This is a genomic window from Streptomyces sp. NPDC048825 (assembly GCF_043198355.1).
GTDB lineage: Bacteria > Actinomycetota > Actinomycetes > Streptomycetales > Streptomycetaceae > Streptomyces > Streptomyces xiangluensis.
The window spans coordinates 338,124-362,528 of sequence record NZ_JBICUR010000010.1; the positions used below are offsets into that span (position 1 = coordinate 338,124).

23 protein-coding genes and 2 pseudogenes are annotated in these 24,405 nt (G+C 71.6%); 17 read left to right on the forward strand and 8 right to left on the reverse strand.

Features of this window, described 5'->3' with window-relative positions; all coding sequences use genetic code 11:
• Window positions 1-94: 94 nt before the first annotated feature.
• Complete coding sequence (locus ACGFNK_RS25140) at window positions 95-763, forward strand: hypothetical protein (protein WP_393419430.1); 669 nt, start codon at window positions 95-97, stop codon at window positions 761-763.
• A gap of 269 nt (window positions 764-1,032) precedes the next feature.
• On the opposite strand, the gene ACGFNK_RS25145 is transcribed toward ACGFNK_RS25140, so the two are convergent.
• From ACGFNK_RS25145 to ACGFNK_RS25155, 3 genes are read right to left on the reverse strand one after another with little or no spacing between them, the layout of a single operon-like run.
• Window positions 1,033-1,506 carry a DsrE/DsrF/DrsH-like family protein gene (locus ACGFNK_RS25145; RefSeq protein ID WP_393419373.1) on the reverse strand — a complete coding sequence of 158 codons (474 nt, stop codon included), beginning with the start codon at window positions 1,504-1,506 and terminating at the stop codon, window positions 1,033-1,035.
• 31 nt (window positions 1,507-1,537) lie between these two features.
• Window positions 1,538-1,855, reverse strand: a complete 318-nt coding sequence (locus tag ACGFNK_RS25150) for a TusE/DsrC/DsvC family sulfur relay protein (protein ID WP_165341443.1) — start codon at window positions 1,853-1,855, stop codon at window positions 1,538-1,540.
• Between the two features lie 16 nt (window positions 1,856-1,871).
• Window positions 1,872-3,113, reverse strand: coding sequence for an NAD(P)/FAD-dependent oxidoreductase (locus tag ACGFNK_RS25155; RefSeq protein WP_393419375.1), 1,242 nt, complete (start codon window positions 3,111-3,113; stop codon window positions 1,872-1,874).
• 198 nt (window positions 3,114-3,311) lie between these two features.
• Between ACGFNK_RS25155 and ACGFNK_RS25160 the strand changes: the two genes are divergently transcribed.
• Window positions 3,312-3,770 carry an OsmC family protein gene (locus tag ACGFNK_RS25160; protein WP_393419377.1) on the forward strand — a complete coding sequence of 153 codons (459 nt, stop codon included), beginning with the start codon at window positions 3,312-3,314 and terminating at the stop codon, window positions 3,768-3,770.
• Between the two features lie 406 nt (window positions 3,771-4,176).
• Here ACGFNK_RS25160 and ACGFNK_RS25165 read toward each other — a convergent pair whose 3' ends face one another.
• Window positions 4,177-4,599 (reverse strand): Hsp20/alpha crystallin family protein, encoded by a 423-nt coding sequence (locus ACGFNK_RS25165; protein WP_165341446.1) that lies wholly within the window; start codon window positions 4,597-4,599, stop codon window positions 4,177-4,179.
• A gap of 587 nt (window positions 4,600-5,186) precedes the next feature.
• On the opposite strand from ACGFNK_RS25165, the gene ACGFNK_RS25170 reads away from it, so the two are divergent.
• The 13 genes from ACGFNK_RS25170 to hypE all read left to right on the forward strand — a co-directional run bounded on the left by ACGFNK_RS25170 (window position 5,187) and on the right by hypE (window position 16,428).
• Entirely contained in the window at window positions 5,187-5,408 is a 222-nt protein-coding gene (locus tag ACGFNK_RS25170) for a hypothetical protein (protein WP_393419379.1), read from the forward strand.
• Window positions 5,409-5,623: 215 nt separating this feature from the next.
• Window positions 5,624-5,878, forward strand: a complete 255-nt coding sequence (locus tag ACGFNK_RS25175; RefSeq protein WP_393419380.1) for a hypothetical protein — start codon at window positions 5,624-5,626, stop codon at window positions 5,876-5,878.
• A gap of 5 nt (window positions 5,879-5,883) precedes the next feature.
• On the forward strand, window positions 5,884-6,390 hold the full coding sequence (locus ACGFNK_RS25180) for a hydrogenase maturation protease (protein ID WP_165341448.1): 507 nt from the start codon (window positions 5,884-5,886) through the stop codon (window positions 6,388-6,390).
• Window positions 6,387-8,675, forward strand: a complete 2,289-nt coding sequence (gene hypF, locus ACGFNK_RS25185; RefSeq protein ID WP_393419382.1) for a carbamoyltransferase HypF — start codon at window positions 6,387-6,389, stop codon at window positions 8,673-8,675. The genes ACGFNK_RS25180 and hypF overlap by 4 nt, the downstream gene beginning before the upstream one ends.
• 6 nt (window positions 8,676-8,681) lie before the next feature.
• The gene (locus tag ACGFNK_RS25190; RefSeq protein WP_393419384.1) at window positions 8,682-8,939 is read left to right on the forward strand and encodes a HypC/HybG/HupF family hydrogenase formation chaperone; all 258 of its coding nucleotides are present in this window, start codon (window positions 8,682-8,684) and stop codon (window positions 8,937-8,939) included.
• A gap of 148 nt (window positions 8,940-9,087) precedes the next feature.
• Complete coding sequence (locus ACGFNK_RS25195) at window positions 9,088-10,242, forward strand: 4Fe-4S dicluster domain-containing protein (protein WP_393419386.1); 1,155 nt, start codon at window positions 9,088-9,090, stop codon at window positions 10,240-10,242.
• Window positions 10,239-10,703: a Crp/Fnr family transcriptional regulator gene (locus ACGFNK_RS25200; protein ID WP_393419388.1), complete on the forward strand. Its 465-nt coding sequence runs from the start codon at window positions 10,239-10,241 to the stop codon at window positions 10,701-10,703. Before ACGFNK_RS25195 ends, ACGFNK_RS25200 begins: the two co-directional genes overlap by 4 nt.
• Window positions 10,700-11,506: an FAD/NAD(P)-binding protein gene (locus ACGFNK_RS25205; RefSeq protein ID WP_393419390.1), complete on the forward strand. Its 807-nt coding sequence runs from the start codon at window positions 10,700-10,702 to the stop codon at window positions 11,504-11,506. Before ACGFNK_RS25200 ends, ACGFNK_RS25205 begins: the two co-directional genes overlap by 4 nt.
• Before the next feature lies 1 nt (window position 11,507).
• Window positions 11,508-12,323: an oxidoreductase gene (locus ACGFNK_RS25210; RefSeq protein WP_393419392.1), complete on the forward strand. Its 816-nt coding sequence runs from the start codon at window positions 11,508-11,510 to the stop codon at window positions 12,321-12,323.
• The gene (locus ACGFNK_RS25215) at window positions 12,320-13,669 is read left to right on the forward strand and encodes a Ni/Fe hydrogenase subunit alpha (RefSeq protein WP_393419394.1); all 1,350 of its coding nucleotides are present in this window, start codon (window positions 12,320-12,322) and stop codon (window positions 13,667-13,669) included. The genes ACGFNK_RS25210 and ACGFNK_RS25215 overlap by 4 nt, the downstream gene beginning before the upstream one ends.
• Window positions 13,662-14,297, forward strand: coding sequence for a CBS domain-containing protein (locus tag ACGFNK_RS25220; RefSeq protein WP_393419396.1), 636 nt, complete (start codon window positions 13,662-13,664; stop codon window positions 14,295-14,297). The genes ACGFNK_RS25215 and ACGFNK_RS25220 overlap by 8 nt, the downstream gene beginning before the upstream one ends.
• Window positions 14,294-15,397, forward strand: a complete 1,104-nt coding sequence (hypD, locus tag ACGFNK_RS25225) for a hydrogenase formation protein HypD (RefSeq protein WP_393419398.1) — start codon at window positions 14,294-14,296, stop codon at window positions 15,395-15,397. The genes ACGFNK_RS25220 and hypD overlap by 4 nt, the downstream gene beginning before the upstream one ends.
• Window positions 15,394-16,428: a hydrogenase expression/formation protein HypE gene (gene hypE / locus ACGFNK_RS25230; protein WP_393419399.1), complete on the forward strand. Its 1,035-nt coding sequence runs from the start codon at window positions 15,394-15,396 to the stop codon at window positions 16,426-16,428. Before hypD ends, hypE begins: the two co-directional genes overlap by 4 nt.
• An 874-nt stretch (window positions 16,429-17,302) precedes the next feature.
• On the opposite strand, the gene ACGFNK_RS25235 is transcribed toward hypE, so the two are convergent.
• Window positions 17,303-18,334, reverse strand: coding sequence for an Acg family FMN-binding oxidoreductase (locus tag ACGFNK_RS25235; RefSeq protein ID WP_393419401.1), 1,032 nt, complete (start codon window positions 18,332-18,334; stop codon window positions 17,303-17,305).
• Window positions 18,335-18,533: 199 nt separating this feature from the next.
• Between ACGFNK_RS25235 and ACGFNK_RS25240 the strand changes: the two genes are divergently transcribed.
• Window positions 18,534-20,828, forward strand: coding sequence for a heavy metal translocating P-type ATPase (locus ACGFNK_RS25240; protein ID WP_393419403.1), 2,295 nt, complete (start codon window positions 18,534-18,536; stop codon window positions 20,826-20,828).
• A 76-nt stretch (window positions 20,829-20,904) separates the two neighbouring features.
• Here the strand turns inward: ACGFNK_RS25240 and ACGFNK_RS25245 are convergent.
• The 3 genes and pseudogenes from ACGFNK_RS25245 to ACGFNK_RS25255 form a co-directional block, all read right to left on the reverse strand.
• Window positions 20,905-21,411 (reverse strand): annotated as a pseudogene (locus tag ACGFNK_RS25245) (flavodoxin domain-containing protein).
• Between the two features lie 16 nt (window positions 21,412-21,427).
• Window positions 21,428-22,155, reverse strand: a pseudogene (locus ACGFNK_RS25250) (CBS domain-containing protein).
• Window positions 22,152-22,304: a hypothetical protein gene (locus tag ACGFNK_RS25255; protein ID WP_393419405.1), complete on the reverse strand. Its 153-nt coding sequence runs from the start codon at window positions 22,302-22,304 to the stop codon at window positions 22,152-22,154. Before ACGFNK_RS25255 ends, ACGFNK_RS25250 begins: the two are co-directional and overlap by 4 nt.
• A gap of 976 nt (window positions 22,305-23,280) precedes the next feature.
• On the opposite strand from ACGFNK_RS25255, the gene ACGFNK_RS25260 reads away from it, so the two are divergent.
• On the forward strand, window positions 23,281-24,285 hold the full coding sequence (locus ACGFNK_RS25260) for a Gmad2 immunoglobulin-like domain-containing protein (RefSeq protein ID WP_393419407.1): 1,005 nt from the start codon (window positions 23,281-23,283) through the stop codon (window positions 24,283-24,285).
• Window positions 24,286-24,405: the final 120 nt, after the last annotated feature.

The window sequence follows — 24,405 nt, forward strand, 5'->3', positions numbered from 1 at the left end:
TGGTCATCCCGGCCGTATCGCAGCGGAACGGACTTATGGTCGGCGACATCCACACGTTCCGATCAGCACGGATGATCCCCTGATTGTGGTCACCTTGGCGCCCGACGGTGTACCAAGCGCGGAGCCCGAGCCCTCAGGCCGCCCTGTCGGCGAACCGTCATCGCCGGCCGGGCTGCGACTGTGGGGGCGGTGGTGGCGATGGACGACGCTGGGCGAGGCTGCGGGCTTCTGCGTTCCGGCGGCCGCAGGGGCCATCGTCAGCGACGCCTCCACTGCGATCGCCTGGCCGATGCTGGTGGCAGCGGGGACGGCAGAGGGAGCACTGCTGGGCGCGGCTCAGGCCCATGTGCTCGCCCAGGTGCTGCCCGATCTGCGGCCGCGCCGCTGGGTGACCGCCACGGGGGCGGCCGCCGGCTTCGCCTGGATGCTGGGGCTGCTGCCCTCACTCGTGGCTCCGCGGGTCGGCTTCTCGCCCGCTGTGGCCGGCCTGGCAGCCGTCGACGGGGTGCTTGTGCTGCTCAGCCTGGGCACCGCGCAGTGGTGGGTGCTGCACCGGCACGTCACCGGCGCCTGGAAGTGGATTCCGGCCACCGCGGCAGCCTGGCTGGCCGGACTGGCCGTCTTCTTCACAGTGACCATGCCGTTGTGGCACCCGGGCCAGTCTCCCTTGCTGATCGCGGGCATCGGCGTACTCGCCGGGTTGCTGATGGCGGGCACGGTCGCTGCCGTCACCGGATGGGCGCTGGTCCGCCTGTTGAGGTGACCAACGGAGTCTGCGGCTGACGAACGGCAGGCGTGCCCACGCCTTGCCCAGGCCCCAGGTGGCTCCGGCGCCCGCGGCCGCGAGGGTGTCCCTCTGCTGGAGTTCGCCTTCACCACTGCCGCGGTGCAGGGGGCACGCGTGCGCGCGGCGCGGGCCCTGGCTTCCGCGACTCCCCGGTCCCGGTTCGCGCGACTCCGCATCCGGGACTGTCGGCCACCGCCGACTCGCGGCGTACCGCGTTCAGGCGGCCGTCGCCCGTCACGCGCCCCTCATGTGTAGATGATCTGACCGCCGGTGGCGATGTCGTAGAACTCGCCGACCGTGATGATGCCCTGGACCTGCTCGATGAGGTCGTCCTTGTCGAGTTCGAAGAGGTCCACCGATGCCTTGCAGGCGTAGATACCTGCACCGGTGTCGGAGATCATCTCGATGAACTCGGGAACGGGCGGGATGTCGAGCTTCTCCATCTTGCGTTCCATGTACCGGGTGACCAGGCCCGGGACGCCCGGCATGCCGCCCAGCAGGGTGGGCAGGTGCAGGCCGGGGTTGCCGACGGTGGCCAGCTTGATGTGCTCCCAGCGCTTCTTCGTGATGGCGTCGAGGCCGAAGAAGGTGAAGAACAGGTCGGCGTCGATGCCCTCGGCGCGGGCGCCGTTGGCCATGATCAGGGCCGGGTAGATCCCTTCCATGGACCCCTTGGAGACGATGATCGACACCTTCTCGATCGTGCCGGTGGCGGCCATGACAGGTACTCCTTCGAATGCGGCGGCCACGTCAGATGCAGCCGCGAGGCTTGGGGATTCCGGCGATCTTCGCGGCGGTCTTCGCCGGGCCCTTGGGGAAGAGCTGGTAGAGCTCCTTGACGCTCACGCCGGAGGTCTTGCCGAGCACCCGCACGGTGGGACCGGTGCCCTTGGCGGTGTACTCGGAGCGCATGAAGCGAATGACCGTCCAGTGCCGCTCGGTCAGGTCCTCGATCCCCTGCTCGCGGGCCAGTTGCCCGGCCATGGCCTCGGTCCACCGGTCGGGCTCGGTGAAGAAGCCCTCGTCGTCGACCGGGACGGCGGTGTCGTCGTAGGTAGCAGTGGGCATGACGATTCTCCTCGGCTCAGACGTGGACGTGGTTCTTGCCGTGCTCGGGCATCGCCGAGCCGATGCCGGGCAGCTCCCGGCCGGGCAGCAGGTTGTGCCAGTACAGCCACTCGAAGGCGAGCTTCCCGAGATGGTTGGCGTGCGACTCCTTCAGCAGCGGCAGGCCGACGGCTGCCGGGAAGTGCCCGGGTAGCGGCTCGGTCTCGTAGTTGAAGTCGATGAGCAGGGCCTTGTGGAAGCCGGTTTCGACGAAGCAGTTGGTGTGTCCGTCGTAGGAGGCGTCCAGCGGCTGCCCGGCGAGGAAGCGGCCGATGTTGTGCACCAGCACCTCGCCCTCGAAGTGGGCCACCGAACCGGCCTTGGACGCGGGCAGACCGGCCGCGTCACCGATGGCGAACACGTTGGCCCGGTCCGGATGTTGGAGGGTGTGCGGGTCGACGGGAACGAAGCCGAGTTCGTCACCCAGGCCCGGTGAGCGGCCGACGTAGGCGGCACCGCCGTGCAGCGGCACGACGACGGCCAGGTCGAACGCCACCTCGCGCTCGTCGTACGACACCAGCCGTCCGCCCGTGCCGTCGACCTCGCCGAGCGTGAACTCGGTGACCAGCTTGATGCCCTTGTCCGCCAGCAGACCGCTCAGCGCCCTTGCGGCGACTGGCTTGGTGAAGGCGCCGTCCAGCGGTGTGACGTACGTCAGCTCGACCCGGTCGCGGATACCGCACCGCTGGAAGTACCAGTCGGCGAGGAAGGCGAACTCCAGGGGCGCGACGGGGCATTTGACGGGAAGATCGGCCACGTTCACCACCACGCGACCGCCGTCGAAGTGCTCCAGCGCGTGGTGCAGGTCAATCGCACCGGGCAGGTCGTAGAAGGTGAACACCTTCTCGCCCCAGCCGGGGCCGGTCAGCCCTTCGGTCTCCTCCGGCAGCAGCGTGGCTCCGGTCGCCACGATGAGGACGTCGTAGGTCAGCCAACCGCCGACAGCAAAGTGCACGGTGTCGGCGTCCAGGTCCACCCGGTCGATCCGGGCCCTCCGGTAGTCGATGCCGTCATGGAGCTGGCGCGGCCGGGACCGGACCAGTCCGTGGGGCTGTGCAAGCCCGAAGGGCACGAACAGCAGCCCGGGCTGGTAGACGTGGTCGTCGTCTTGGTCGACAACCGTGATCCGGCACTTGCGCTCGTCGTACATCCGCCGCAGCCGGTTGGCCGTAAGCGTGCCGGCGGTGCCGCTTCCGAGAACCACGATGTGTTTGCTCATACCTCCACTGTCGTGCGGGAGTTGGGGCGTGGGCAGGGGCCGATGGTCCCTGGCCGCTTACCCATGGGGGTATACCGCCGGAACTGTCCCCGCCGGGCCGACCGGCCCTCCCGCCAACCCGTTCGGCCACTCCCCGTCCCGCGCCGTTCGCGTTCCACTGGAGTCCGGCAGCTGTCGACGTACGAAGGAGGGCCCGCCATGACCCGCACAGCACCGGAGATCGCCACCACCCCGCGGCCTACGGAACCGGAAGCGGACGTGCACCGGCTCGAGGTCACCCACGTCTTCGGCGACGCGTACGCGGTGAACGTCCGCGGTCACCAACTCCTGGTCGACCAGCCTGTGGAGGCCGGCGGGAAGGACACTGCACCCACGCCCGTCGAACTGTTCGCCGCGTCCCTGGCCACCTGCGTCGCCTTCTACGCGGGCCGCTACCTCCAGCGCCACGGCCTGAACAGCACCGGGCTCGGGGTCCGTACAGAGTTCACCATGGCCACCGACCGCCCCGCCCGCGTCGCCTCCATACGCCTCGTCCTCGTGCCGCCTCCCGCGCTCTCACCCCAACGCCACGCGGCCATGCTCGCCGTCGCTTCCCACTGCACCATCCACAACACGCTTCACGAAACACCCGAAATCGGCATCGAGCTGGAGCAGTGAGCACACCGCTCGTACCGCGCGTACCGCCTCTCCTGGAGCGCGTCTTCAAGGGGCGCATCGGGGACGACGGACTGAAGGAAGGTCTGGTGTGGCAGCGCCGACGGGTTGTCCGTGCCAACCACGCTCCGCATCCCGCACGTCCGCACCGCGTCGGCCGTAGCCGGTCGCCGGCGGCGATGACCGCTACGAAGCGGGTGGTGGCGGAGACAGGAGACGGCCGTCGTCCGTCTCCCTCCCCTGTATGCCTCCAGCCCCGCGGCGCGGCCGCGTCATCAAGCCGAGGGCCTCTCGCTCCATCCCGCCGCGCACACCGGTCGCATCCCGGCGCACGGAGATCGACAGGCGTGTGCGCAGCCGACACGCTCTCCCGGCTGCGCACTCGCAGCGGCTCGGCACGAGCCTGCCCTCAGCCGTGCCGCACAGGGATGCTCCTGGTGCCCGCCTTCGCCTCCGGCACCGGGACCGTGATGGTCAGGACACCGTCCTTGTACTCAGCTGTCGCTTCGTCACCCTTGGCTCCGGCCGGGAGCCGAACGGAGCGGGCGAAGACTCCGTAGCGGAATTCGGTCCGGTGATTCTGCGTGGCCTCCTCGCCGCGCTCGGCCCGCAGGGTGAGGACGCTTTCCGTGACGGTGATCTCGACGTCCTTGGAGGGGTCGATGCCCGGGAGTTCGGCCCGCAGCACGTACTTCTCATCCGCGAGGTGCTCTTCGATACGGATGCCGTGCATTCCCGGAACCAGGTGCCCTCCGGGGAACCCCGACTCGACCCAGCCGAACAGGTCGGGCAGTGCCGGCCAGCCCGGCAGCCGCTCCATCATGCCGCTCATCTGTCTCCCTCCTCTGTCTCTCTCCTTGTCCTTTGGCATTTCCAAAGTCCCGTATGGGGAGCCGTGCCTGCGTGGGCCCATCGGCCCCGTACGGGACCCGGTCGGGCCCTGTTCCCGGCTCGTCCGCCAGGAGCCGGGCGAGGGCCACCGTTCGCGGTCCCGCGCAAGGCGCCCTCAACTCAAGGCTGTTGAGGGGCGGGTTGAGCCTGGAGGGCCCTCTCCCTGCGCGCGACCACCTGAAGCGCGGTCGACTGCGTACGGCTCCCCGGAGCGACCGAGCCGCTGTGCTGTCACAGCACTTGAACCCGAAGATGGAGAGGAGACTGCCGCGGCGCGCGCCAAGTGGTCCGTCACCATCGTGCCGTCGCTACCCGTGTTCACGACCGAGCTGCGGAAGCCGAGCCAATCCTCGCGGAAGGACGTCCGGCCCTCCTCGGGGAACCGTTCGGCCTCTGGGCGCGCCCACGCGGACGTCCGAAGCTGGAGGCGAAGAGCCGACTGAGAAAACCGGCGGACGGCACACGGGTGGTGTCCGCCTCGGAGGCTCTGTCGTCCGGGACAACCCGGGCCTGGCGCAGGAGGCAGCCATGGTTCCGCTCATCCTGATCGGCGCGGCCGTGCTGGGCGCGTGCCTGGTGTTCGGCTACAGCTCGTTCGTCGTCGGCTTCGTCCTGATGGCCGCCGGAGTCCTCGGGCTGATCACGTTCATGGCCACGCCGGGCATGGTCCGGCGCCCAGGTGAGCGGGAGGTTGTCATCGACGAGAGGCACTACATCGGCGACCACGACGACCACCGGCACTACCGCTGAGCGCTCCGCTGGAAGTGCCACGATGTGCCGTCGGCCCTCTGCGGCACCATCGTGGCTGGTCGCGCCCACGCGGCGGAGCCGCAAATCGATACAGCCCCGGGCCCCTTCAGGGCGTTGCCGGACCGCAGCCGACGTCACCCGGCTTGCTTGGTGACCGTTGAGTTGGCAGGTCGCGTACTGCGCATACGGTGCTCTGCCGCGCGGGCGCCGCCACCGTGACGGACAGCAACGGCGGAACGACCCCAGCGGTCATCGCGGCATCCGCCGGCCTGCTCCTCAAGGCCCTGTGGTTCAGCCCCTGGCTGTCCCTCGGCACCCTGCTCGACGCGGGCGTGCTCACAGCGGCCCTGGCGAGCCGGCCTGGGTCTGTGCACCGACCGGACCGCCAGACCCTGACCCGAAAGGGAGGATCGGCCCTCGCCATGGGTCGTTCGGCCCCTGTGGACCGCACTCGTGGCAGCGCACGGTGAGATACATGACGACGCACACGCGGATCGCCGTCATCGGCGTCGGAAACGAATTCCGGCGCGACGACGGCGTCGGCTGGGCCGTGGTGGCCCGGCTGCGGGAGCGGGCCGAGGACCGGCCGCTGCCGCCCGGCACGGTGCTCGCCACCTGCGACGGCGACCCGGGTCGGCTGATCGGCCTGTGGGAGGACGCCGCTCTCGCGGTCGTCGTGGACGCCGCGCACGCGCACCCCGGACGCCCCGGCCGTGTGCACCGCATCGAACTCGACGCCGAGCGCCTGGAGCAGCCACCGACCACCAGCTCGCACGGGCTGGGCCTCGGGGAGGCCGTCGAACTTGCGCGTGTCCTGGGGCGTCTTCCGTCCCGGCTGGTGGTCTACGCGGCGGAGGGCGCCGACGGTTCGCTCGGCACCGGGCTCTCCCCCGCTGTCGCGGCCGTCGTCGAACCGCTCGCCGGTTCGGTCGAGGACGAGATCGCGCGCCATCGCGGCGCACCGGCGCGGAGGCTGCCATGACCGTGCGACGCTTCCAGGTGGACGGGATCGTCCAGGGAGTCGGCTTCCGGCCCTTCGTGTACCGCACGGCGTCCGCGCTCGGCCTGGACGGCTGGGTGGCCAATGTGAACGGGCACGTGGAGGGCGAGGTCGCGGGACCGCCGGAGGTCATTGAGGACTTCGCGGCGCGTCTGCGCGCCGACGCTCCGATTCTCGCCCGGGTACGCGGGATCCACCTGACGCGCGGTACACAGGAGTCGATGTCCGCAGCGGGCTTCCATGTGTGGCACAGCGCGCCCGGTCACACGGGCACGGTGCCGCGCGAGATCCCTCCGGACGCGGCGATCTGCGACGCCTGCCTGCACGAGCTGCGTAACCCCCACGACCGGCGCCACCGCTACCCGTTCATCAACTGCACCGACTGCGGGCCGCGCGCCACGATCATCGAAGACCTTCCGTACGACCGGATCCGTACGACGATGCGGCGCTTCCCGCTCTGCGCCGACTGCGCGGCCGAATACGCCGATCCCGGCGACCGGCGGTTCCACGCCGAGCCCGTGGCCTGCCCCGCCTGCGGTCCTCGCCTGGCATGGGACGAACTGCGCGGTGGGGAAGCGCTGCGAGCGGCGGTCAAGACCGTCGCCGAGGGCGGAATCGTCGCGCTGAAGGGCCTCGGCGGCTACCAGTTGGTGTGCGACGCGGGTGATCCACGGGCCGTGGCCGAGCTGCGACGCCGCAAGCACCGCCCCACGAAGCCGTTCGCCGTCATGGTGGGGGACGTCGACACGGCGGCCCGGCTGGCGCGGATCGGCAGCGCGGAGTACGCGACCCTGACGTCGTCGGCGCGCCCCGTCGTCCTGCTCGCCCGGCTGCGGTCACGCGGTGAGACGCCTCTTGTGGACGGGGTCCATCCCGGGCTGTCCCGCGTCGGCCTGTTCCTGCCCACCACCGGCCTGCACCACCTGTTGCTCGACGAGCTGGCCCGCCCGCTGGTGGTCACCAGCGGCAACCTCAGCGACGAGCCCATCGCCGTCGAGGACGCCGACGCTCGCCGCGCGCTCGCCGCCGTCGCCGACGGCTTCCTCACCCACGACCGGCCGATCCGGGCCCGCTACGACGACTCCGTGGTGCAGTTCGCCGGCCGGACCCGGATCACCGTCCGCCGGGCGCGCGGCCTGGCGCCGGCCCCGCTGCCGCTCGACGTGCACGAGCCGATCGCGGGGGCGGGCGCCCATCTCAAGCACACCTTCGCGCTGGCCGCCGACGGGCGGGCGCATCTCGGACCGCACACCGGCGACCTGGCCGACGTGGCGACGTACGACGCGTTCCGGACGTCGTACGCCGATCTCAAACGCCTCACCGGGATCGAACCGGTGGCGATCGCGCACGATCTGCACCCCGGCTACCTCTCCACTCAGTGGGCCGAGGCGCAGCCGCTGCGCCGAATCCCGGTGCAGCACCACCACGCGCATGTGGCCGCCTGCGCGGCCGAGCACGGGGTGCGGGGCCGCTTCCTCGGCGTCGCGTACGACGGGCTGGGGCTGGGCGACGACGGCACCCTGTGGGGCGGCGAGATCCTCGTCGCCGACCTGAGCGGCTACCGCCGCGTGGGCAGGTTCGCGACCGCGCCCCTGCCCGGCGGCGACGCGGCGGTACGCCATCCCTCCCGCACCGCCCTCGGGCACCTGCTGGGCGGCGAGCAGCTGGGCAGTCCGCGCCCCTACCCCTGGCTGACCCTGCCCTTCACGGACCGGCTCGACGCCGGCGAGGTCGCCGCCGTACGCGCCATGGTGGCCCGTGACGTCAACTGCCCGCGGGCGTCCAGCGCCGGGCGGCTCTTCGACACGGTCGCCGCGTTGCTCGGCCTTGCCGACCAGGTGACCTACGAGGGCGAGGCGGCCGTGCTGCTCGAAGCGGCGGCGGGCCGCGAGCACGCCGTACCACTCGACCACCGCGTCGTCCGCGCGCAGGGCCTGTGGGTGTACGACTCCGCGCCGACCCTGACGGACCTGCTGGAACGCCGACTGGGCGGGGAGCCCGTGTCCCGGCTGGCCGCGGCCTTCCATCTGACGCTCGCGATCGTCACCGCCGAACTCGCCGCACGGGCCGTCGAGGACGGCGCGCCGCGCACGGTGTGCCTGGGCGGCGGCTGCTTCGTCAACCGGCTGCTGCTCACCGAGGTACGGCGACGGCTGCACGCACAGGGCCTGCGCGTGCTGGTCGGCAGCCAGGTCCCGGTCGGGGACGGTGGCATCAGCTACGGCCAGGCGGCGGTCGCGGCCGCGCGGCTGGCCGGGGAGAGGTGAGCACTCATGTGTCTGGGCATCCCGGGACAGGTCCTGGAAGTCCACGAAGACGCCGGGCTTCGCATGGCCACCGTCGACTTCGGCGGTGTACGGCGCGAGGTCTGCCTCAGCTGCACCCCCGACGCGGACGTGGGCACGTACGTCATCGTGCACGTCGGCTTCGCGATCACCGAGGTGAACGAGGCAGAGGCGCGGCGGACACTCGACGTGCTCCGGGCGATGGCCGGCGCGGTCGAGGGCGAGCTGGGCGAGCCGCTGCCGTGAGGCAACTCGGCCCTGGGGCGGTCATGCGCCCCTCGCCTTTGCCCGACCGGGCCCGTCGAGGGACCGAACGGCCCCTGCCATGTGCCGTGGCCCGGCTGCACGCTTAAGGCGAGGGAGACGGAGCAGCCCCTTGGCGAGGAGGACCGCGATGACCGGCACCGAAGCCCCGGAAGCTCCTGCAGTCCTGGACCGTGACGGGCTCGACGCCCTGGTTGCGGCCCTGGTGGCCGACGGGCACACCGTCGTCGGGCCAACGGTCCGCGACGGAGCGATCGTGCTGGCCGAGCTGGCCTCGGCGGCCGAGCTGCCGTACGGCTGGGGTGTCGAGCTCGACGCCGGGCGCTACCGTCTCGTCCGCCGCGAGGACGGTGCCGCCTTCGCGCACAGCGCGGGCCCGCAGTCCTGGAAGTCCTACCTGCACCCCGCGCGGGAGCGCCTCTGGAGCGCCGACCGGACACCCGAGGGCGACCTGTCCTTCACGGCCGACGAACCCGAGGCACCCTCGTACGCCTTCCTCGGCGTGCGCCCCTGCGACCTGCGGGCCATCGCCGTCCAGGACCGCGTCCTGACCGGCGGGCGGCACACGGACGGAGGCTACGGCAAGCGCCGGAAGCGGGCGCTGCTCATCGCCGCCGAGTGCACCGAACCGGGCGCGACCTGCTTCTGCGTGTCGACGGGCGGCGGCCCCGCGGCCGACGCCGGGTACGACCTGGCGCTCACCGAGGTGGTGGACGAGGGCGGGCACCGGTTCCTCGTCCGAGTGGGCAGTGAGCAAGGTGCCCGGCTGCTGGAGCAGGTTCCGCACCGGGCCGCCGACAGGGTCACGGACGCGACCGCCCGGGCCTCGGTGGACGCGGCACGTGACCGCATGGGCCGGGCGCTGCCCCCGGTCGACCTGCGCACGCTGCTGGGCGCAAGCCTGGCGGCCGAGCGCTGGGACGACGTCGCGTCACGTTGTCTGACCTGCGGCAACTGCACGATGGTGTGCCCCACGTGCTTCTGCACCACTACCGAGGAGGTCACCGACCTCACCGGTGACCACACCGAGCGGTGGCAGCGCTGGGACTCCTGCTTCGACCTGGACTTCTCCTATCTGCACGAGGGCCCGGTGCGTTCCTCGGGGCGTGCCCGCTACCGGCAGTGGCTCACCCACAAGCTGTCCACCTGGCACGACCAGTTCGGCACGTCCGGCTGCGTCGGCTGTGGGCGGTGCATCGCCTGGTGCCCGGCCGGCATCGACATCACGGAGGAAGTCGCCGCACTGCACGCCGAACTCGAGACGGAGAAGGAGACGGAGCGATGACCCCCTCGATCACCCTGCGCATGCCGCACGCGCTGCCTCCCGAGCACCGGGAGCGACTCCTGCGCGTCGCCCGCGAGGTCGGCTTCCGCCAGGGCGCCCGGCTGTTCGAGGAGGGCGGTCACGCCGACCGCTTCTGGATCGTCCGCGACGGCACGGTCGCCCTCGACATGCACGTCCCCGGTCACCCCACGCCCGTCATCGAAACCCTCGGCGAGGGTGATCTCGTGGGCTGGTCCTGGTTGTTCGAGCCGTACGTCTGGCAGCTGGGCGCCCGGGCGCAGACGCCGGTGCGGGCGTACGAGTTCGACGCCGTCGCCGTACGCCTGATGTGCGACGACGACGCCGAGTTCGGCCGAGCGGTCGGCCGCTGGGTCGGTCGGGTGCTGTCCCATCGGCTGAACGCCGCGCGCGCCCGGCTGGTCGACCTGTACGGCACCTCCACCAGGGGCGGTGTGCGATGACCGCCGTACCGGTTCCGTACCTCGTGGTCGACCGGCGCCGGGAGACCGAGGAGTCGGTCACGCTGCGGCTCGAACCGGTCGCCGAAGCACTGGACGACTTTGCGCCGGGGCAGTTCGCGATGGTGCACTGCTTCGGCCGGGGCGAGATCCCCCTGTCGGTGAGCTCCGTGCAGACCACGGGCGGCCTCGCCCACACGATCCGCAACGTGGGCGCAGTCTCCGACGGCCTGTGCGCGGCCCGCGTCGGCGACCTCCTGGGCCTGCGCGGCCCTTACGGCACGAGCTGGGAGCTGGATCGGGCGCGCGGCCGGGACGTGCTGGTGGTCGCCGGCGGCATCGGGCTCGCTCCGTTGCGGCCGCTGATCCTGAGCGTGCTGGCCGAACCGGAGGCGTACGGCCGGGTCAGCGTGCTCGTCGGGGCACGTACGCCCGGTGATCTGATCGCCCGGGAGGAGATCGAGAGCTGGCCGACGGCGTACACCGGGGTGATGGTCGACTGGCCCGACAAGGAGTGGCGAGGGGACGTCGGAGTGGTCACCCAGTTGCTGGGGCGTGCCCCCTTCGACCCCGCCGGCACCTGGGCTTTCGTCTGCGGCCCCGAGCCGATGATCCGCGCCACCGCCCGCGAGCTCGCGGACCGAGGTGTGCCCAAGGAGCGGATCCGGGTCTCGCTGGAGCGCAACATGCGCTGTGCCACCGGGCACTGCGGGCACTGCCAGCTCGGTCCCCTGCTGGTGTGCCGGGACGGACCGGTGGCCGGCTGGGACGTCGCCGAACCCCTGCTGTCCGTAAGGGAGTTGTGAGATGAACGCGCCCACACTCGCCGTGTTCAAACTGGCCTCCTGCGACGGCTGCCAGCTCACCCTGCTGGACTGCGAGGACGAACTCCTCGCCCTGGCGGGCCGGGTGGACATCACCCACTTCCTGGAAGCGTCCAGCGCGGTCGCACCCGGACCGTACGACCTGACCCTTGTCGAAGGCTCGGTCACCACCACCGAGGACGCCGAGCGCGTCCGCGCGATCCGGGCCGCCTCCCGCCACCTGGTGACCATCGGCGCGTGCGCCACCGCCGGAGGCATCCAGGCACTGCGGAACTTCGCGGACGTGGACGAGTACCGCCGCACGGTCTACGCGCACCCCGAGTACATCTCCACCCTGGCCACCTCCACCCCCGTCTCGGCCCACGTCGACGTCGACTTCGAACTGCGCGGCTGCCCCATCGACCGCCGCCAGCTCCTCGAGGTCATCACCGCCTTCCTCGCCGGCCGCAAGCCCGACGTCCCGAACCACAGCGTGTGCTTCGAGTGCAAGCGGCGCGGAACCGTCTGCGTCACCGTCGCCCACGGCGACCCCTGCCTCGGCCCGGTCACGCACGCCGGGTGCGGGGCACTGTGCCCGGCGTACGGGCGCGGCTGCTTCGGCTGCTTCGGCCCGTCGGGTTCGGTGAACCTGCCCGCGCTGATTCCGCTGCTGCGCAACGGAGGTGCATCGCGTAGCGATTCCGGCAAGAGCGGTGGTGGGAAACGGGCGGGCGGTCTCGACGAGGCCGCCGTCGAACGGCTCCTGCGCACCTTCAACGCCGCCGCATTCGACAAGATCGACAAGGAGGCGAGGACGTGACCCACCGCGGATCCCGTGTCCTGCGCGTCGGCTCGCTCTCCCGGGTCGAGGGCGAGGGCGCGCTGCGCCTGCACGTCCACGACGGCACGGTCACCGAGGCCCGGCTCGACATCTACGAACCACCCCGCTTCTTCGAGGCGTTCCTGCGCGGCCGTGCGTACACCGAGCCGCCCGACATCACGGCCCGCGTGTGCGGGATCTGCCCGGTGGCGTACCAGATGAGCGCGTGCTCGGCGATCGAGGACGCCTGCGGGGTGACGGTCGATCCGGTGATCCGTGAGCTGCGCCGGCTGCTGTACTGCGGAGAGTGGATCGAGAGCCACGCCCTGCACATCTACCTGCTGCACGCCCCGGACTTCCTGGGACGCGCCAGCGCCATCGAACTGGCCCGCACGCACCGGGCCGACGTGGAGCGGGGGCTGCGGCTGAAGAAGGCGGGCAACTCCCTCATGGAGCTGCTCGGCGGACGGGCCGTCCACCCCGTCAACGTACGACTCGGAGGCTTCCACCGGACTGCGACCCGTGCCGAACTGCGGCCACTGGCCGAGGAGTTGAAGCAGGCGCTCGACGACGCCCGGGAGACCGTGCGCTGGGTGGCGGGGTTCGACTTCCCGGACGCCCGTGTCGACGCCGACCTGCTGGCACTGGCCGCCCCGGACACGTACGCCATCGAGGGCGGCACCCCGACCGTGCTGCGCTCCGACGGCACCCTCGGCTCGTTCCCGGTGCGGGACTTCACGGACCGCGTCACCGAGACCCACGTGCCGCACTCCAACGCGCTGCATTCGCGGCTCGACGGGCGCCGCCACCTCACCGGGGCCCTCGCCCGGTTCGCGATCAGCGGACGCCACCTGTCCCCGGTAGCCCTGGAGGCGGCCCGGGAGGCGGGGCTCGGCGATCCACGCGAGGGCGCAGTGTGCCGCAACCCGTTCCGGTCCATCCTCGTGCGGGCCGTCGAGGTGGTGTACGCCGTCGACGAGGCGCTGCGGATCATCGAGGAGTACGAGCCGCCGGGGCGCCCGTACACCGACGTGCCACCCGCCGCCGGTGTCGGACACGGCGCAACCGAGGCCCCGCGAGGGCTGCTCTACCACCGCTATGCCCTCGACGCCGACGGCACTGTCACCGACGCCCTCCTAGTGCCGCCCACCGCGCAGAACCAGGGCGCCATCGAGGACGATCTGCGCCGCGTCGCGCAGCACGCCATCACTGAACAGGACCCGGACGACGCCGAGTTGACCTCGTTGTGCGAGCGGACCATCCGCAACCACGATCCCTGCATCTCTTGTTCCACCCACTTCCTCGACCTGAGGGTCGTCCGCACCTCTGGAGACCGCGATGCCTGAAGCCCCGTACACCGTGAGCGACGTGATGACGCACACCGTCGTCGCGGTCGGGCGCGACGCGCCCTTCAAGGAGATCGTCGAGCTGTTCGACCAGTGGAAGGTCAGCGCACTGCCGGTCCTGGAGGCCGAGGGCCGGGTCATCGGCGTGGTCTCCGAGGCCGATCTGCTGCCCAAGGAGGAGTTCCGCGACGCCGACGACACCGACGTCAACCCGGGCGAGCCCGCCGAGCGGGCGAAGGCGGCGGCGGTGACCGCGGGCGAACTGATGACCACCCCGGCCGTCACCGTGCACGCGGACGCCTCGCTGGCCGAGGCCGCCCGCAACATGGCCCGCCGACACGTCAAGCGGCTCCCGGTCGTCGACGGGGTCGGCCTGCTCCAGGGCGTGGTCAGCCGCGGCGACCTGCTCAAGGTCTTCCTCCGCTCCGACGAGGAGATCGCCGAGGAGATCCGGCACACCGTTCTGAACCAGCTCCCGCTCACCACCACACTGACGGTGTCGGTGGCCGAGGGCGTGGTCACGCTGGGCGGTTCCCTCCCCGACCGCTCGCTCGTCCCCGTCGTGGCCCGGGCCGTGCGGGCAGTGGAGGGGGTCGTCGACATCCGACTGGATCTGACGCACCGATGAAGTACCTCGACGAGTACCGCGACCCCGTCCTCGCCCGGCGCCTGCTGGACGAGCTGCGGGACACCGCAACGCGCCCCTGGCGGATCATGGAGGTGTGCGGCGGCCAGACGCACACCCTGGTGCGCCAGGGCATCGACGAACTGCTGCCCTCCGGCATGCGCATGATCCACGGTCCCGGCTGCCCGGTCTGCGTGACCCCGCTGGAGACCCTCGACCGGGCCATGAACATCGCGGCCCGCCCCGGCGTCATCCTCACCAGCTTCGGCGACATGCTGCGCGTCCCAGGCACCGACACCGACCTGCTGTCGCAGCGGGCGCGGGGCGCGGACGTACGCGTCGTCTACGCACCGATGGACGCCGTACGCATCGCCGCCGACCACCCGGAGCGCGAAGTGGTCTTCCTCGCCGTCGGATTCGAGACGACGGCACCCGCCAACGCGACGGCCGTCCTGCACGCCGCCCGCCTCGGCCTGACCAACTTCTCGATGCTGGTCAGCCACGTCCTGGTGCCCCCAGCGATGACCGCGCTGCTCGACGACCCCGACTGCGAGGTGCAGGCCTTTCTGGCGGCCGGGCACGTCTGCGCGGTGATGGGCTGGCACGAGTACGAGCCGATCGCCGCCCAGTACCGGGTGCCGATCGTGGTCACCGGCTTCGAGCCGCTGGACCTGCTGGAGGGCATCCTCATGGCCGTACGGCAGCTGGAGTCGGGCCGCCACGAGGTGGAGAACCAGTACGCGCGGGCCGTGCGCCGGTCCGGCAACACCCGGGCTCAGGATGCGGTGCGTACCGTCTTCCGGGTCACCGACCGGGCCTGGCGTGGCATCGGTCCGCTGCCCCGCAGTGGCCTCGAACTCATCGAGGAGTACGAGCGGTTCGACGCGGCCCATCGCTTCGACGTGGACGGACTACGACCGGTGGAGGACCCGGAGTGCATCGCGGGTGCCGTCCTCACAGGAGCCCGCCTGCCCATCGACTGCCCGGCGTACGGCACCCGCTGCACACCACGTCAACCCCTCGGCGCACCCATGGTGTCGACCGAGGGCACCTGCGCCGCTTTCCACGCGGCCGGACGCACGTCTGCGAGGAGCTCGGCATGACCATCGAATGCCCCACCCCGAACCACGAGGACGAGGTCGTCCTGCTGGGCCACGGCGCCGGCGGCCGCCTGACCGCGGAACTGCTCGACCAGTTGATCCTTCCGGCCTTCGACAGCGGCTCTGGCCCGATGGAGGACGCCGCGCTGCTGCCGGGGAGCCCCGACCTGGTGGTCAGTACGGACAGCTTCGTCGTCAGCCCGCTGTTCTTCCCCGGCGGTGACATCGGTTCACTCGCCGTTCACGGCACGGTCAACGACCTCGCCATGCGCGGCGCGCGGCCGCTCGCCCTGTCCGTGGCCCTCATCGTCGAGGAAGGGCTGCCGCTGCCCGAACTCCGGTCCGTACTCCGCTCGTTGGGCAAGGCCGCGCAGTCCGTCGGCGTGCCCGTCGTGACCGGGGACACCAAGGTCGTGGGCCGCGGCGCGGCCGACAAGCTGTTCATCAACACCACCGGCATCGGGCAGCGGACCGGATCGCTGCACCCGTCCGCCGCCCTGGCCCGCCCGGGCGACGCGGTGCTGCTGTCCGGGCCGATCGGGCTGCACGGCACGACCGTGCTCAGCACACGCGAGGGCCTGGGCTTCGAGAGCGACATCGCCTCCGACACCCAGCCACTGCACCGCCTCGTGCGAGCGATGTCGCCGCTCGGCCCGCATGTCCACGTCCTGCGGGACCCCACCCGGGGCGGGCTCGCCGCGTCCCTCAACGAGATCGCCCGCGACTCGTCCGTCGCCGTCGAGGTCGACGAGAGCGCGGTCCCGGTACCGGAGGCCGTGGCCTCCGCCTGTGACCTGCTCGGCCTCGACCCGCTGGTCGTGGCCAACGAGGGGTGCCTGGTCGCCTTCGTCACCGCCGCCGTGGCCGACGAGGCCCTGGCCATCATGCGATCCGTGCCCGAGGGAGCCCAAGCGGTGCGGATCGGCGAGGTACTTCCGGAGGGACCGCGTGGGCGGGTGACGCTACGGACCCTGGTGGGCGCCCGGCGGGTCGTGGAGATGCCGCTGGGTGAGCAACTACCGCGGATCTGCTGACTGTTGTTCGAGCGAAGGGGACCAGGCACCCCTGACCCTCTGATGCCCTCTGACCGAGGGCGAGCGGCAGGAATCCGTCCGACCGTCAGCCGGTCTGCCCCCTACTGCTCACCGAACCAGGCCCACTCCCTGTCCCACTGCCGGCATGCGCCGCCGCTCCAGGCGTCCGCGCACAATCCATCCGACGGACAGTACGGCCGCGCCGGCGCCCACTGCGGTCGTCGTGCCCAGCGCCACGCTGAAACTCGGCCTCCACAGCTGGACACAGGCGCGGGCACCAGCTTGCCGTTCCGGTCCAGCCACACCTGCGTCCTGGCTCCGGTCTTCTCTCCAGGGTCGACCCGGGCCAGGGCTCGTACGGGTCGAAGCGTCCGACGCCGTCCAGCGCACCTTGGCCCACACCTGGTCGCCCGCCCCGGCGGCCTCGGAGGTGGCAAGAGGAGCGTCCTGAATGAGCACGGCCAGGGCGCGTGCCGCTCGGCTCGTCGGCTCTCCAGGTTCTGCACCACAGCGTGCGCGGTCGCCGTGCCCGCGGCAACGCCGACGGCCGCCGCGAGGCACCAGGCCCCGAGCAGCAGCCGGGCTTCAACGACATCGCTACGGCGTCGTGGGGGCCCCTCGCTCATGGGGGGGTCCCTCCCGCTCGTGCGAAGCCGAGAGTGGGGGAGGATTGCGCCGCCAACGCCACAGCCGTACCTTCGTCGCCTTCCCGCGACGTGTCCGCGCCATCGTTCGGCACCCCCTCTCACCGTGGCACAGTCGGCCTGAACGCCTTCCGCTTCGAATCTCTCAGCCCGGCCACGGAGACCGGGTGGGCCGACCAGGCTCCCCCAGGGGACCTCCGGACCCGTTTCCCGCATCCCGCGAGCCCCGTTCAGCGTCCTGTCGAGGCCGCGGTCGTCACCGCCCTGCCAGAACGGGTCCTGAGGAGCACTGCTGCGGGCGGGCGACGCGGTGTGGTCCAGGTGTGCGTGGGGTGGCCGAGGCGCAGGATCATCTGCGGGAAGTGGTCTCCGGTGAGCCTCGCCTGCAACTCCGCGCGCAGCTCGGGCAGTTCGAGGGGCTGGGTATGGAAAGCCGCCATGACGCGATGGGCCGCCGCGTACAGCAGCACCCGCTGGAGCGCCTGGCCGGCCCGCAGCCAGTCCAGCCGGGTGTCGTGCGCAGTCGTCAGTACGGCGACGGTGCCTGTCCTCGGACTCCAGCGCCGAGGACGGGAGTCACACTCTCCTGCGAGGCCCGTATAGTCGCGTCCGGCGAGGAGCGCGCGGACCGGGTCGCGGCGCCACGCCTCGGCCGGCACCCGTTCCAACCACGACCGCCGGGCGGGCCCCGAGAAGCCGGTCACCTCCGCTACATGACCGGCATCGGCACGGTGCACGGTCTCCGCCACCCGCACCGTCTCCGCGAGCAGTCTCAGCTGCTCCGGATGGTCGACGATGTGCAGCCGGGCGCCCTCGGCCATGGCGTGGTCGCTCAGCTCGTCGATAAGCGACTGCGGCACGGGCTCGGCCTCGAACTGCCCGCGGTGCGTGTGCCGGTGGGCCATGGCGTTTTCCATCAGCATCACCTCGCGCGTGGCCGGAAGGTACGCTCCCCAGCCGACGCGGGCCAGGAAGGCCGGGTTCCCGGGTTCGGGAAGCAGGGACACGGCGGGCCGGAAGCCGAGATGCCGCACAGCGACACGGGTGTTGAACAGCGCGGCCCCGCAACTGATCAGCATCTCCCGACCGCCCGGATCGGTCAGAGGCAGCCGTCGCTCGGCGTCGGTGTGGACCTCGAATCCGAAGTCCTCGTCATCGGCGAGGAACAGCCAGGGCTGGGTGTTGTGCAAAGAGGGCGCAAAGGCGGCGGCGCGGGCGAGGTGGAGGGCCGCGTGACTGGGACTCTCGTACGACACGGACATGGTGTTCCGCCCTTCGTGAACCATCTGCCTCCAGCGTCCGTGCCCCGCAGGACCCCCGGACAGGGGCCGACCGTCCCCCGCTCTGGTCTGTGCGGCCCCAGTGCTGTGCCCCATGCGTGCGTGCATGCTGGGCCTACGGGCCCTTCGTCGGCACGGCGGCCGTAAGGCGGACCGGCTTCGGGTGAGGCCAGGAGGCAGGATGAGTGCGCGTCTCGTGCGGAGCATGGCGGACTCCCTGCTGTTCCTGGTGACCGCAGTGGCACTCGCCGCCGGTTCAGTGGCCTGGCTGGCGGATGCCCCTAGTGCGGCGGACCTGTGCTGGGCCGCGGGGACGGTGGCGGCCGTGGTGCCGGCGGTGGTCTGGATTCTGCACGCTCTGCACCGCGGGCACGCGGGCGTCGACGTGATCGCCGTGATGGCTCTGGTCGGCACTCTCGCTGTACGGGAGTACCTGGCCGGATCCCTGATCGCCCTGATGCTGGCCACCGGCCGGGCACTGGAGGCGGCCGCACAGCGCCGGGCCTCGCGCGACCTGAGCGCACTCCTGCGGCACGCGCCGCGGTCGGCCCGCCGACGCACCGGGTCCGAGGTGCGCACAGTACCCCTGGCCGAGATCTCCGTGGACGACCTGCTGTTGGTCGGGCCGGGTGAGGTGGTCCCGGTGAACGGCCGGGTCAGCATGGATACGGCTCTCCTGGACGAATCGGTGCTCACCGGGGAGTCGCTCCCCGTCGAACACGTTCGTGGCGAGCTGGTGCGCAGTGGTGCCGTCAACACGGGCGGCGCCTTCGAGTTGCGGGCCACGGCCACCGAGGAGGACAGCGCGTACGCGGAGATCGTCCGGCTCGCCCGGCAGGCCGGTGCCGAGACCGCCCCTGTGGTGCGTCTCGCTGACCGGTACGCCGCCTGGTTCGTACCCCTGTCGCTGGTCGTGGCGGGGCTCGCCTGGCTGATCGGCGGGTCGGCCACGTCGGCCGTCGCCGTCCTGGTGGTCGCCACGCCCTGCCCACTGCTGCTCGCCGCTCCGGTGGCGATCGTCTCCGGGCTCTCGCGGGCGGCCCGCCTCGGCGTGGTGATCCGGGACGGCGGCGCCCTGGAGACATTGGGCCGGGCACGCACCCTCGTCCTGGACAAGACGGGCACGCTCACGACGGGCCGCCCGCGCGTCGTCGACGTGACCGCCGCTCCGGGCCACGAGACGGCGGAGGTACTGCGGCAGGCTGCCTCCCTCGACCAGCTCTCCCCGCACGTCCTGGCTCAGGCCCTCGTCGACGAAGCCCACCGGCGCGGTCTGGAGCTGTCCCTGCCGACGGACGTGTGCGAGCAGCCGGGACGAGGCGCCACGGGAACCGTGGAGTGCCACCGGCTCTCGGTCGGCCGGATACGGGTCGGACCGGACAGCCCGTCGTGGGTCCGCGCGGTCGACAACCGGGCGGTCCTGGACGGCGCGTCCGTCGTGTGGGTGACAGCCGACGGCACGGTCACAGGAGCTGTCCTGCTGCGCGCCCCGTTGCGCCCGGACGCCCCCAGGACACTGCGGCGCCTGCGCTCGGCCGGCATCCGGCGCCTCCTGATGGTCACCGGGGACCGCGCCGAACCCGCCCGCGAGGTCGCCTCCGTCCTCGGCCTCGACGCCGTGGAAACCGGGCAGAGCCCCGCCGACAAGGTCGCGGCGGTGCGTGCCGAACGCGCCCACGCCGTCACCGTCATGATCGGCGACGGCGTAAACGACGCACCGGCGCTCGCCGCCGCCGACATCGGCGTCGCCATGGGCGCCCGCGGCTCGACCGCTTCCTCGGAGGCCGCCGACATCGTGCTCACCACGGACCGCGTGGACCGCCTGGCCGACGCGATGGGCATCGCCGTACGATCCCGGCACATCGCCGTCCAGAGCGCGCTGGGCGGCATGGTGATGTCCCTCGCCGCGATGGTGGCGGCGGCGTTCGGGCTGCTGCCTCCGGCGGCCGGAGCCCTGCTCCAGGAAGGCATCGACGTGGTCGTCATCCTCAACGCCCTGCGCGCCCTGCTTACCGACCGCACTACCCGGCCGGTGCTCACGCCCACCGCGGAGGACCTCGTCCACCGGTTGGCGGCCGAGCACGACGACCTCCGCGAGGTGGTGGAAGCCGTTCGGACAGCCGCCGACCGGCTCTCCGGCGCGTCGGAGGAACAGGCGAGGGCGGCCGTCGAGCACGTGCACCGACTGCTGACCGACCGGCTGCTGCCGCACGAGCACGCCGAGGAATACCAGCTCTATCCCGCGCTCGCCGACTCCCTCGGCGGACCCGAGACCACAGCCACGATGAGCAGGGCCCACGCCGAGATCGACCGCCTCGCCGGACGCATCGCCACCCACCTCACCCTCACCGACGCCGAAGGACGCCTGCGCCCGGAGAACCTCGACGACCTGCGGGCCTGCCTGTACGGGCTCTACAGCGTCCTGCGCCTGCACTTCACGCAGGAGGAGGAGAACTACTTCTCGCTGGCGCCATGAGGTGGCGAACCTGCTGCACGGCGAACACGGGCGAACACCGCGAGGCGACGGGTATCCCGCCCGCCGCCTCGCTCCGTCAGTCCTTCTTCCCCGCCGTGCCCACGAGCTCGGTCGCGACGCGCGCCGCCCACTCCTCGATCGCAGTGAAGTCCTGGAATTCCCCGCCCTTGCCGTTGCGGAGAAGCATCCGTGCGAGCCACCCCTTCGTGCCCTCTTCCAGACAGCCTCCGAAGGTGACTTACCTGACATCGAGCCGGTCCATGGCCTTCACACCGGGTGCGGGCGGGATGTCCCGCTCCGACGCCGAGGCGTCGAGGGGACCGCTGCTGAAGAACCACAGCGGACGATCGGCCAGTGCACGGCGGTGGCGGCGGACGAAGCGGCGGGCGCCCTTCTGCCAGCGGCCGGCGTACAGTCCGCCGCCGACCACCACGGCGTCGTACGACGCGACGCTCGCCACTGCCCGGGCGGGCCGCGCCTCGGCCGTCAGTTCCTCCGTGCTCAGCACCTCGGCGATGGTCTCGGCGATCTGAGCAGTCGATCCGTTCGTCGTCCCGTAGGCGACCAGCACGCTGTTGGGGATGGCGGTCCGCCTCCTCTCACAGTTTGCGCAGCCAGTCGTCGGCGACGCCGTGCAGCGCCTGTTCGTCGGGCTGGATACGGGAGTCGTCCAGCCGGTAGGTGAGCTTGTCGACCACCCCGACCACGCCGTCGACCTGACGTGTCATGGAGATGGCGATCTCCGTCTCGCTCTTGCGCTCCATGTGGCCGTCGAGCGTGACCACTCCCTCGATCACGGAGACGTCGAAGGTCTGGGGTGCCAGCCACAGCGTGCGGACCAGTACTTCCTCGATCACATCGGTGCGGATCTCGGCGTCGGCCCGTAGGAAGACCTGGAGCAGGTCGCGGCGGGTGACGATGCCGACGAGCCGCTCCTCCTCGTCCACCACACGGGCAGCCGCTCCACGCGTCGCTGGGCCATGGTCCGGGCCGCCTCGACGATCGCGGCATCGGCTCGCACGGTGACGGGCGGTTCGGTCATCAGCTGTCCCGCGGCCTGTGCTTTCACGGCCTGCTTCTTGGCGCTGTGCGTCAGGTCGGCAAGCCGGAGGCGCCGCTTCGGCTCGTAAGGGTCGGGGGTCTCGGCCTGCCGGACCATCAGGTCTGTCTCGGAGATGACCCCGATGACCGTCTGGTCGTCGTCAACGACCGGGAGCCCGCTGATCCGGTGGTCGGCCAGCAACCGTGCCACCTCCTTGAACGGGGTGCCGTACTCGGCACGGACGACCTCCTCTGTCATCACGGAGCCGACCTTGTTGTGCTTCATGTCTGTTCCCTCCTCAGCGGAGCCGACGCGGACACGGGTCCTGGGGTCTGCGCGGCAAGGCCCCGGTGGCCGCCGCAATGGATGCCCACGGTCGTGCCGTCCGCGAGCCGAACGTGGACGGTGGGCCAGCTGAACACGTCGTCCGTCATGCCGCTCTCCTCCCACCCTGCCGACACCTTGAGCATCCAGCGGATCGGAAGGCGGCCCCATGGGCTGTCCGGGCCGGTCGGGGGGCCGGTAGGCCCCAAGTGCCGAGCCCCGTAGTCCGGGGCACGGCCAGCCCTGTCCACCCCGCCGGTCAGTACGGCGGCCGCGCGCCAAGTCCAGAGCAAACGGGCCCCCCTAGTCGGCGCACGGGGCGCGGCGTCGAACGCGCAAGGACCTCGGATGTCTACTGACCCTCCCGTGCAGCGCCTGCGGACGACGTGGCGCAGCCAAGCCAAACCGGGGCGCATCGAATACGCACCCGCCGATCACCAGGACCGCCGATATCTGCACCAGGGCCGCCCCGGTCAGCGTGCCCAACTGGCCTGCGGGATCACTTCGACGGCGCATGCGGCCAGCGCCATGCGTGCCGGGGCACGGGCCAGCTCACCTGGGCGGACTGCGGCCGGGCGGGCACGCTGAACAAGACTGCCGTCGGGCCGCTTTCAGGGCCGTGGCGCCGAACTCCGTGGCGCCCTGCAGCCCTTGGTGCCTGCTGGCTGCTGGACTTCCCCCCGTCGCGACGGATCGTGGGCCGACTGCCCGCGGCTCGGGTGCGGGCGCTGCCGCTGCTCGCCATGGCGGTCGGCGGTTGGTTCGCCCTCACCCACCCAGTCCGACGAGGGGTACGACCTCGGCGAGTTCCCGTTGGCCCAGGCTGTGTGGTTGTTCGGCTTCGTCTTCCTGCTGGTGCGCTTCCGACCACGCGGCGACCGGTGGGTGTCCCACCTCCGGTCGGTGCACACGGGGGTCAAGCGTCCCCGCGCCTGTGGCCGCGGCTCGGAGCCCATACCTGATTCCGCGTCACCTATGGCCGAGTGACCCGGGATCGGTGCCATACGGCCCATCACCCTAGGGCCGTACGGCACTTGGGGCACCTGCTCCAGAAGGTGTTGCCTGGGATCGTTGGAGGAGGCTGACATGAGCACAGAGATCTCCACCAGGCGTCCGTCCCACCGGCTGCGTCGTGCGATGGTTCTTGCCGCGGCGGCCCTGCTGGCGTCGTCCGCAGTGACCGCATGCGGAAGCGAGACCGGCAGCTCGGGCGGGTCTTCCGGCACCGGTCCGTCGAGCACACCGAGCACCGGGGCCACCACCGGCGGCACTACCGGAAACGGCAACACCACTCCAGGGCAGAGCAGTTCCCCCGGTTCCGGCACTGCGGGAACGCCCAGCACGCCCTCTGCGCCGACGACCTCCGGTGGCGGCCCCCGCCAGGTGCGCACAGGGGTGTACTTCCTGCACGGGGAGAAGGTCTCGCCGGCGCCGCGCACCGTGACCACGCCCACCACCGCGGCAGGCGCCCTGCGCGCCCTGCTGGCCGGCCCCAACCGCTACGAACGGAGCCACGGCCGCACCACGGCCATCCCGTCGGGCACGAAGCTCAACTCGGTCGTGGTCGGCCGCCACATCGCGACGGTGGACCTGTCCGGGCGGTACGACGACGGCGGCGGGAGCCTGTCCATGCAGGCCCGGCTCGCCCAGGTCGTGTTCACCGCGACACGCTTCCCCTCCATCCAGAAGGTGCAGTTCGAACTCGACGGCAAACCGGTGACGGCCTTCGGCGGCGAGGGCATCGTCCTCGACGAGCCGGTGGGACGGGCCGACTTCGAAGACCTGTCGCCGCTCGTCCTCGTCGAGTCGCCGATGATCGGCGACACCATCCGCACCCCGGTCAGGGTGTGGGGCACCGCCAACACGTTCGAGGCGACCCTCCGGCTGAAGATCACCGACGCCGCCGGGCGCACCGTGGCCAACCCGTACGTCACAGCGACCTCGGGAACCGGAACCCGCGGCACGTTCGACGTGACGATCCCCTACAAGGCGACACGCTCGGGCGCCGGTCTGCTCACGGCGTACTGGGACTCGCCGGAGGACGGCCGGGCCGTGATCGAGGACACGGTGCCGCTGACCGTCAAGCGCTGACAGCGGCCCGTTCATGACGGTCGGGGGGGGGGGGGGGGGGGGGGGGGCCCCCCGCCCCCCCCGGGGGGGGGGGGGGGGGGGGGGGTGGCCGAACAAAAACACGGGCGGACAACACCACCC

Coding starts and splice junctions, on each gene's coding strand:
- ACGFNK_RS25145 (WP_393419373.1), bottom strand. CDS start 1,506: ATGGCCGCCACCGGCACGATCGAGAAGGTGTCGATCATCGTCTCCAAG.
- ACGFNK_RS25150 (WP_165341443.1), bottom strand. CDS start 1,855: ATGCCCACTGCTACCTACGACGACACCGCCGTCCCGGTCGACGACGAG.
- ACGFNK_RS25155 (WP_393419375.1), bottom strand. CDS start 3,113: ATGAGCAAACACATCGTGGTTCTCGGAAGCGGCACCGCCGGCACGCTT.
- ACGFNK_RS25160 (WP_393419377.1), top strand. CDS start 3,312: ATGACCCGCACAGCACCGGAGATCGCCACCACCCCGCGGCCTACGGAA.
- ACGFNK_RS25165 (WP_165341446.1), bottom strand. CDS start 4,599: ATGAGCGGCATGATGGAGCGGCTGCCGGGCTGGCCGGCACTGCCCGAC.
- ACGFNK_RS25170 (WP_393419379.1), top strand. CDS start 5,187: ATGGTTCCGCTCATCCTGATCGGCGCGGCCGTGCTGGGCGCGTGCCTG.
- ACGFNK_RS25180 (WP_165341448.1), top strand. CDS start 5,884: ATGACGACGCACACGCGGATCGCCGTCATCGGCGTCGGAAACGAATTC.
- hypF (WP_393419382.1), top strand. CDS start 6,387: ATGACCGTGCGACGCTTCCAGGTGGACGGGATCGTCCAGGGAGTCGGC.
- ACGFNK_RS25190 (WP_393419384.1), top strand. CDS start 8,682: ATGTGTCTGGGCATCCCGGGACAGGTCCTGGAAGTCCACGAAGACGCC.
- ACGFNK_RS25195 (WP_393419386.1), top strand. CDS start 9,088: ATGACCGGCACCGAAGCCCCGGAAGCTCCTGCAGTCCTGGACCGTGAC.
- ACGFNK_RS25200 (WP_393419388.1), top strand. CDS start 10,239: ATGACCCCCTCGATCACCCTGCGCATGCCGCACGCGCTGCCTCCCGAG.
- ACGFNK_RS25205 (WP_393419390.1), top strand. CDS start 10,700: ATGACCGCCGTACCGGTTCCGTACCTCGTGGTCGACCGGCGCCGGGAG.
- ACGFNK_RS25210 (WP_393419392.1), top strand. CDS start 11,508: ATGAACGCGCCCACACTCGCCGTGTTCAAACTGGCCTCCTGCGACGGC.
- ACGFNK_RS25220 (WP_393419396.1), top strand. CDS start 13,662: ATGCCTGAAGCCCCGTACACCGTGAGCGACGTGATGACGCACACCGTC.
- hypD (WP_393419398.1), top strand. CDS start 14,294: ATGAAGTACCTCGACGAGTACCGCGACCCCGTCCTCGCCCGGCGCCTG.
- hypE (WP_393419399.1), top strand. CDS start 15,394: ATGACCATCGAATGCCCCACCCCGAACCACGAGGACGAGGTCGTCCTG.
- ACGFNK_RS25235 (WP_393419401.1), bottom strand. CDS start 18,334: ATGTCCGTGTCGTACGAGAGTCCCAGTCACGCGGCCCTCCACCTCGCC.
- ACGFNK_RS25240 (WP_393419403.1), top strand. CDS start 18,534: ATGAGTGCGCGTCTCGTGCGGAGCATGGCGGACTCCCTGCTGTTCCTG.
- ACGFNK_RS25255 (WP_393419405.1), bottom strand. CDS start 22,304: ATGACGGACGACGTGTTCAGCTGGCCCACCGTCCACGTTCGGCTCGCG.
- ACGFNK_RS25260 (WP_393419407.1), top strand. CDS start 23,281: ATGAGCACAGAGATCTCCACCAGGCGTCCGTCCCACCGGCTGCGTCGT.